The 7,718-nt window shown below is 61.4% G+C and carries 7 protein-coding genes and 2 pseudogenes; 5 read left to right on the top strand and 4 right to left on the bottom strand.

The window, feature by feature from the left end; genetic code table 11:
• Together K309_RS38440 and K309_RS38435 are read left to right on the top strand one after the other, a co-directional pair.
• A partial coding sequence (locus tag K309_RS38440; RefSeq protein ID WP_035878767.1) for an IS630 family transposase occupies positions 1–698 on the top strand: 698 nt, incomplete at its 5' end.
• A gap of 65 nt (positions 699–763) precedes the next feature.
• Positions 764–1,423 (top strand): isopentenyl transferase family protein, encoded by a 660-nt coding sequence (locus tag K309_RS38435; protein ID WP_051320746.1) that lies wholly within the window; start codon positions 764–766, stop codon positions 1,421–1,423.
• 145 nt (positions 1,424–1,568) lie between these two features.
• Here the strand turns inward: K309_RS38435 and K309_RS44385 are convergent.
• Positions 1,569–1,904 (bottom strand): annotated as a pseudogene (locus K309_RS44385) (transposase family protein); the annotation flags it as partial.
• Between K309_RS44385 and K309_RS0132915 the strand changes: the two are divergent.
• The 3 genes from K309_RS0132915 to K309_RS38430 all read left to right on the top strand — a co-directional run bounded on the left by K309_RS0132915 (position 1,903) and on the right by K309_RS38430 (position 4,347).
• Complete coding sequence (locus K309_RS0132915; RefSeq protein ID WP_029050227.1) at positions 1,903–2,334, top strand: hypothetical protein; 432 nt, start codon at positions 1,903–1,905, stop codon at positions 2,332–2,334. The pseudogene K309_RS44385 and the gene K309_RS0132915 sit on opposite strands and share 2 nt — an antisense overlap.
• A 199-nt stretch (positions 2,335–2,533) precedes the next feature.
• On the top strand, positions 2,534–3,460 hold the full coding sequence (locus K309_RS0132910; protein ID WP_029050226.1) for an SMP-30/gluconolactonase/LRE family protein: 927 nt from the start codon (positions 2,534–2,536) through the stop codon (positions 3,458–3,460).
• On the top strand, positions 3,457–4,347 hold the full coding sequence (locus K309_RS38430; RefSeq protein WP_084402675.1) for a c-type cytochrome: 891 nt from the start codon (positions 3,457–3,459) through the stop codon (positions 4,345–4,347). The genes K309_RS0132910 and K309_RS38430 overlap by 4 nt, the downstream gene beginning before the upstream one ends.
• Positions 4,348–4,637: 290 nt before the next feature.
• Here K309_RS38430 and K309_RS0132900 read toward each other — a convergent pair whose 3' ends face one another.
• From K309_RS0132900 to K309_RS41010, 3 genes and pseudogenes are all read right to left on the bottom strand, one after another.
• On the bottom strand, positions 4,638–5,663 hold the full coding sequence (locus tag K309_RS0132900; RefSeq protein ID WP_029050225.1) for an IS110 family RNA-guided transposase: 1,026 nt from the start codon (positions 5,661–5,663) through the stop codon (positions 4,638–4,640).
• Positions 5,664–5,746: 83 nt separating this feature from the next.
• On the bottom strand, positions 5,747–6,739 hold the full coding sequence (locus tag K309_RS0132895; protein WP_029050224.1) for a DNA-binding protein: 993 nt from the start codon (positions 6,737–6,739) through the stop codon (positions 5,747–5,749).
• 305 nt (positions 6,740–7,044) lie between these two features.
• Positions 7,045–7,374, bottom strand: a pseudogene (locus K309_RS41010) (DUF4158 domain-containing protein); the annotation flags it as partial.
• Positions 7,375–7,718: the final 344 nt, after the last annotated feature.

The raw sequence follows: 7,718 nt of genomic DNA, 5'->3' as shown, positions 1-7,718 counted from the left end.
CCCACGGGTTGAAGCCGCACATCGTGCGCGGCTTCAAAGTGTCGCGCGATCCGAAGTTCGTCGAGAAGCTTGAAGACATCGTTGGCCTCTACATGTCGCCACCCGAGCACGCGCTGGTGCTATGCTGCGATGAGAAGAGCCAGGTGCAGGCGCTGGATCGCACGCAGCCCGGCTTGCCGTTGAAGAAGGGACGTGCGGCCACCATGACACACGACTACAAGCGCAATGGCACGACCACGCTGTTCGCCGCGCTCAACGTGCTCGATGGCCAGGTCATCGCCCAGTGCCAGCAGCGCCACCGCCATTCCGAGTGGTTGAAGTTCCTGCGCAAGATCGACCGCGAGACGCCCAAGGACAAGACGCTGCATCTGATCGCCGACAACTACGCCACCCACAAGCATCCTGCGGTGCAGGACTGGTTGGCCAAGCATCCGCGATTCAACATGCACTTCACGCCCACCTCGGCATCATGGCTGAACATGGTCGAGCGGTTCGTTCGCGACATCACAACCGAGCGACTTCGCCGCGGCGTATTCACCAGCGTGCCGGAACTGGTCGACGCCATCAACGAATACATCGCTTGCCACAACACCAACCCCAAGCCGTTCATCTGGACCAAGAGCGCTCGCGACATCCTACAGAAGGTCATTCGCGCCAACCGCCGCTTAAGTTCCAAACAGAATGGAACACTGCACTAGGTCGAATGAAGCGGCTGCATTTCATCGTCGGTCCGACGACGACAGGAAAAACACGGCGATCCGTTATGCTTGCCGAACAAACCAACGCTCCCGTCATCGTGCTGGATCGCATCCAATGCTTTCCCGACCTGGCCGTGGGAAGCGGCCGCCCTGCCGTGGACGAACTCCGCTCGACCCGGCGGGTATACATTGCGGATCGCAAGGTCGCCGATGGGGAATTGGCCGCCGCGACCGCCAATGCGTTCTTGCATGAGCACGTGGCCCGACTCCTGCAAAAAGAGTCTTTGCTGATTCTTGAAGGCGGGTCGGTCTCGCTGCTTCGGACCATCGCGTCGGATCCGCGCTGGGCAACGTACGAGCAGACGTGGGAAAGGCTGGCTTTGCAGGATGTCGCCGGATATCTTTCGAAAGCCAAATCTCGGATCCGGGAAATGCTGGCGCCGGGGGATAGCTCGCGGTCCATGTTGGACGAGATCGCCGGTTTGTGGCCGGACGCCAGAACCCACGCCGTGTTGAATGAAATTGTCGGCTATCGGAGCATCATTGCGTATGCAGACCGTTACCATATTCCTGTCGGCAGCTTGCCGCACGCCCTCTCGCTCGGGCAGATCGATCAGCTCGTGCAGGAAATGGCCGGCGAATATTTCGTTTATGCGCGTTGGCAGGAGCGTGAGTTGCCGGTCATGTCCGGTCGGCCCATTGCCGTACCCAAACTGGAGTACTGAGATGCGAACCCGGTGCGTTTACTGGGGCTCCAGCAAGTTTCCCTTTGTTTTTGCTGCTATTTACCGGGCTAGCGACCCCAAGTAGCCATGCGGGTTTCCGGGCCGCTTCCTGGCGCAGTGGGCACGCAAGCTGTCGTGGAAGGAGACGGCACAAAGAGATCATGTAAGCGCGGGTAAGCGTGTGCTTGCCATTGGCCCACGGCAGAGCTTCGACCTTCACGCCACAGTCACGACAATCGACGCGCCGCATGGTATAGAGCAGGAATACTGCAAAACCCCAGACGGGAATAAACTCGAAGCGGCGCTCCGTGAGTGAGTCGTAATCCCGCGCAGGCTGGTTGCAGCATGAGCAGGCCGGCTTCGAACCCTTGCGCGGCCGAACGTCGATCTCGATGGACTGGGTTGCCTCGCACAGCCGCGCACCTTCATAGACAAAGCCGGGAAAATGATGACAGGCGTTAAGCAGACGAGTCAGCAACATGGTTAGCAAGCTCAAAACCGGCAAGGGCAAAGCTGCCATTGTCACCGAACAGCAAACGCTCACCCAGTACATTCCAGACCTGCATAACTGGCCGGCTTCGTGGCGAGTCGATGACGAAGATATCTCGACTGGAGAGGAAATCGTAGCAATACTCACGCCTTTCCTTGAGCATCTCCCAATCTCGGGATACGCACGCAAGACATTGCTTCGGCACCGCGATCACATCTGGATGCTCGGCGGCGAAATGATCCGACGACGCCATGAAGATCCCGATCTCCTTACCCTCCCTGTGGCAACCCTCCTGGACAAGCTCATCGAGGAAGACGGCGGCCCTCTCATCTGGCCAGCTATCTTCGAGTCCGCACAAAATTCCTTTGATGCAACCTGTCGCAAGCTCTATCAGTACCTGAATCGGGCTTCACTCGGCTAGCCGCACATCCGCTTTCACCCACAGATTCCGCCGACGAGCCAAAAATAAATGGAGACCATCAGTGTCATTGCGTCACCCTCCTACCCACCGTTTGCAACCGCACGGGCAGTTCCGGCGGCGTTTTCTGGCGTTGCTCGGTGGTGCGACCCTGGCGGCGCATGCCGTTGCACGGGAGTTCAATCCGCTGGCCGCTGGGCGCCTGCCGGAACCCGTTGTGCTTGACGAACGCTTCCACGAAATCCTGCGGCCTGGCCACTTGCTGGAGCGGCTGGCGACCGGTGCGATCTGGAGCGAAGGGCCAGTCTGGTTGCCCCGGCTGCAGAGCGTACTGTGGAGCGACATTCCCAACAACCGCATGCTGCGATGGTCTGCCTCCGGCGTGGAGGTATTTCGTCAGCCGGCACAGTTCACCAACGGCCATACGCTGGATCTGCAAGGCCGGCTGGTGTCGTGCGAACACGGCCGCCGCTGCGTTTCGCGCACCGGGGCCGACGGCAAGGTGACGATCCTGGCTGACCGCTATCGGGGCAAGCGATTCAACTCGCCCAATGACGTGGTGGTCGGATCGGACGGCGCCATCTGGTTCACCGACCCAAGCTACGGCATTCTCACTGATCGCGAGGGCTACAAGGCTGACCAGGAGCAGGCGGGGCGCTATGTTTATCGACTGGATCCGGGCAGCGGCGCACTGGAGGTGGTTGCCGACGATTTCGTGCAGCCCAATGGGCTGGCGTTTTCGCCGGATGAGTCAAAGCTGTATATCTCCGATACGTCGGCCTCCCACGATCCCAACGGCAATCACCACGTGCGCGTGCTGGACGTGGCGACGAAGAGCAGACCGGGCAAGCGCCTCGCGGGCAGCGGTGTGTTCGCCGTGATCTCACCGGGGCTCCCGGATGGCTTGCGCGTGGACCGCCAGGGCAGGGTCTATATCACCGCCAATGACGGGGTGCACGTGCATGCGCCGGATGGCACGGTGCTCGGGCGTATTGCCGTACCGGAGAAGACCGGCAACTGCACGTTCGGCAGCGCGCCCGGTAGCGCCGCGCGCAACCGCCTGTACATCGCTGCGTCGAGCTCACTGTACGCCATCACGTTGAATACGACGGGAGCAGGACACGCATGAAATCGTCGCGAGCCATTCCTTCCCGATGGTGTGCCGCAATATTGAGCGGCGCCGCATTGCTGCCAGGGGCGGCGGCGGCCGATGTTCCAGCGCCCCGTGCGGGTGAGGTCGCCGATACCGCACGCGCGACCGAGCTACTCAAGCGGCAGGCCGCGTTGCCGCGGCGGCCGTGGTCCGTGCCCGATCCAGCCACCATTCCAACCGGGGAGGCAGGCAACGAGATCCGCCACGGCAAAACTCTCCTCGAGCAGACCGCGAGGTCGATCGGCCCCAATGCGACAGATCCGGGCAAGCGCTTCGCCGGCAACAACCTCAACTGTGTACAGTGCCATGCAGGGCCCTCCGGCCTGCCGGGCACCAAGCCCTATGCATTGCCGCTCGTCAACGTGGTTCATGAATATCCAAAGCTCGACGTCAAGTCGATGAAGGTGATCACGCTGCAGGATCGCATCGCCGGCATGGTGGGCAAGGGGCCAACTGGCGGCATCCCGACCGACAGCACTGAGATGCGGGCGATTGTCGCGTACCTGAAATGGCTGGGCAGTGGCGGCAAGCCCGATACCCGTATGGGCAAGACCGGCTTGTACGAGGCGGTGCTGCCTGCCCGGTCGGTCAACCAGCAGCGAGGCGAGCAGGTTTATCGCGCACAGTGCATCGCCTGTCATCAGGTCGATGGCAAGGGCGTAAAGCACGCAGATTTTGCGCGTGGTGGCGGCTACAGCTTTCCGCCCATTGCAGGCAACGACAGTTTCGACGATGGCGGCCACATCTCCATGGTGCCATTGATGACGCGCTTTCTGCTGCTCAACATGCCTTATGGCGCCTCGGAGCAGAACCGAAAACTGAGCCTAGAGGATGCCTACGATGTGGCCGCGTATGTTGTGTAGGGGTAGTCGTCCTTGTATGGACCCGACGCCTTTTGCAAGCTTCTTGTTCGTGATGTCGAAACGGTCTGCATGCATGTATCCGGCTTGCTTGTTGGGCGCTTGCCGAAGCATGCCCGCAGCCTCGATGAGATCCGCGCATCCCGTCCTTAGCAAAATCGCGGCGTGCCCCACAGGCCGCCGGCACGAAAAACAGGCTTTAGGATGCTGGTTCAACCAATTTCGTCATCGCTTTGAGAAGCTTCGCAAACCTGCGTGGGTGTCCCTCTTCCTTGCAAGCAGTTGTTGGGTGGTTATGCTGCCGCGCTTCGCGTTATGTAGGCCGAGTCGCTGCTGAGCAGCGCCTGGATGACGCGAGCGTTCTTGTTGGCCAGCGCGACCGCCGCGCAATTGTGCCCCCGTCTCGCAATCAACTGCTGCAGCCAGACGCTCTGTGGATCGCACTTTGTCGCTGAGTAACGCAGGACGGCCCGGGCACCGTGGATGAGCAGGGTCCGCAGGTAGGTGTCGCCGCGCCGGCTGATGCCGTGCAGCCGAGGTTTTCCTCCCGAGGAGTACTGACGTGGTACTAGGCCGAGCCAGGCCGCCAGATGCCGGCCGTTCCTGAATTGCTTGGCGTCGCCGACTGCGGCAACCATGGCCGTGGCGGTGATCGGACCGATACCAGGCACTTCCGAGATCTTCTTGCACAGCGCGGATTGCTTCATGAACGACTGAATAGATGCTTCGATCAGATGGACACGCTCCTCGATTGCCTTCAGGTGCTGCAACAGTTCAGTCAGCAGCGTCTGACAGAACGACGTCAGTTCGTCGGCGCTCTTGCTAAGCAGTTCCGGGATTGCGCGCTTGAATGCCTCGGGTGAGCGCGAAATCGTGAGCCCTCGTTCACCGAGCAGGCCACGCATCTGGTTGATCATGGCTGTACGGTGGCGGAGCAGGATTGCGCGCATCCGATGCGCGGCTTGGATGTCCTGTTGCTCGACCGACTTGACTGTAACGAAGCGCATTGCAGGCCGGCTGGCGGCCTCGACGATGGCTTCGGCATCGTTGCGGTCATTCTTGTTGGTCTTGACGAACGGTGACACATATTGTGGGCTGATCAATCGGACCTCAATACCGAGTGACTGGAAGCGCCGTGCCCAGTGATGCGCTGTGCTGCAGGCTTCCATAACGACCGTCCTGGGATTCAGGCTACGTACCGCTTCCAGAAGCGAGCCGCGCGAAACCTTCGCACGATGCACAGGCCGTCCGCGGCGGTCGGCGCCATGGAGCTGAAAGACTTGTTTGGCCAGATCGATGCCAAGGATGTCGATTTCCATGATGAACCTCCACGTGCCAGGTTGAGGCCGACAGTGTCCCCCGAAGGGAGGCGCCGGGTCCATCTCAGTACAACCTTACGCATTCAAGCGGCCGGACCAGCCACGCCGAGCTGTGTCCGATAGTCCGCCAGCAACTGCTGCTGGGCGTCGAGCCGTCCGGTGACCTTGGCCAGCTCGCCGGCCAGGCGCTCGCGCGCGGCACGCTCGGCGGCTAGCGCGTCCGCTTGCTGCTGGACCGCGGAGCGTAGGGCATCGCGTTCGGCTTCCGCGCGGACTTGATCGACGCGGGCTTGGTTCAGCCCAGCATGTGCCTGTTCTGCCTGCGTCTCCAGGCCGCGGCTGCGTTTGGCCGAGGCGGCAATCTCCGCGACCAGCCGTGCGCCGTCCTTGTTCAGTTGCGTGATCTCCCCCTGCTTGACGATCAGCGCCTGATTGGCTTGCCGGGTTTCTGCCTGCAGTTGTTGGACCTGCTGCTCGTGCCGGCGTGCCTCCTGATCGCGCTGCTCTTTGCTGGCGTTGCGGAAGTGCTCCAGTGCTTGGTGTGCGTGCTGCAGCTTCTCCTCCAGCGAGCGCCGGAAGCCTTCGTGTTCGGCCAGCCGTTCGGTGAGATCCTGGACCTGCTGCGCCAGCCGTTCGGCCTCCAGGGCACGCTGCTGCAGCGCCGTCTGCGTGTCGCTGTGCGCGGCCCGCACTTCGGCAACGGTGGCATGCGCCTGCGCCAGTTCGGCGCGCAGTGCGACGAGATCACCGGACAGCTTGTCGGCTTCTGCTCGGATCTGCTGCCGCTGTGCGGTGGCGGCCGCGACCTGCTGGTCGACCACTGCCTGCGCTTCTTCATGCAGCCGTGCCGCCAGCCTGCCGACCAGATCCAGGATGGCGTCGGAGGTCGAGCCGGCCCGCTGGAGCGCCCCGCCTTCCTCTTCTTCCAGTTCCTTGAGATAGCGGTGAATCGTCGTTTTCGAGCCGGTATTGCCCAGCGCGATACGTATCGCGTCGATCGACGGATGCTGCCCCTGGGCCACCAATGAATCGCGGGCGCGTTTGACATCCAGACGGCTTAGACCAGCACGGGCCATGATGCTCCTACAATTTGATACCATATTACGTACTATGTATATACGTACCGAATGTAACCGTCAACCAAGGTGGATCCGCTCAATTTTTGACACGCGATAATGGCGGATTATCACGTATGAGGCCCTGGCGCGAGGCTCCCACCACACTCCCTGACGAAGGCAACTGCACAGCGCGCTGAACTTCACCGTGATCGGGTCCAGGATGGCGTCGCTACCCGCAAGTCACCGCTTGCACATGACGAAGAGCGGACGTGGGGCGATTCGCGGTGGCGAAATGCACAAGAGGATCCCGAGATGGTCATGGAGAGCCATTCCAGCACGGTCGTTCCCGCTGTCGCATGTTGGGCGAACACGGCGGCTTCGGCTCCTGCTCTCTGCGCCAGGGGGACGACCGCCTCAATCGCCACCAGCAAATCTCGCTCGATGCCCGCCCAAATTGAACGAGCCAGGCTCAGCAGCGCTCGTGTGGAAGGAATCAGAATCCGTCGCTCATACAACCAGTAGTGGGCGTGCTGGATCAACTCATCAAGAGACAGCGATTCGGCGGCATCTTGCCGCATCCAAGCTCCGAGGCCTCTCCAATGCTCGTCATCGATTCGTGTCAAGCCGAGGTATTGGCAGGCCCAGACCTGGTGTGAACGGCTGTCTAAAACCGGCACTAAATGGCGGCGCGGCTTAAAGATGCGGAGCAACTCCTGTATTGCAGGACGTCCCGAAGTCTTCTGATTCGATATTGAAGGTTGTCACCGGGCGCGTCGGAACGAGCCCGTAGGGCGAGTGCAGACGCGCCCGGTGACGGGCATTCCGCAAGGTGGTGACGTCGCAGCAGGGGATACGGTAAAAGGTTGGCTTTACCGCCGAAAAGAAACAGGCACGTCACCGGTCCAAACCGCCAAGTTCATCCCGATGTCGTGCCCCCACTCGTGCCAAAGGCGCGCGTGCCGGGCCAGTATGGCATGGCTCGCCAATCCCGTCGAGG

This window comes from Cupriavidus phytohabitans (genome assembly GCF_000426345.1).
Classification (GTDB): domain Bacteria; phylum Pseudomonadota; class Gammaproteobacteria; order Burkholderiales; family Burkholderiaceae; genus Cupriavidus.
This window is presented reverse-complemented; position numbering and strand designations above follow the sequence as displayed.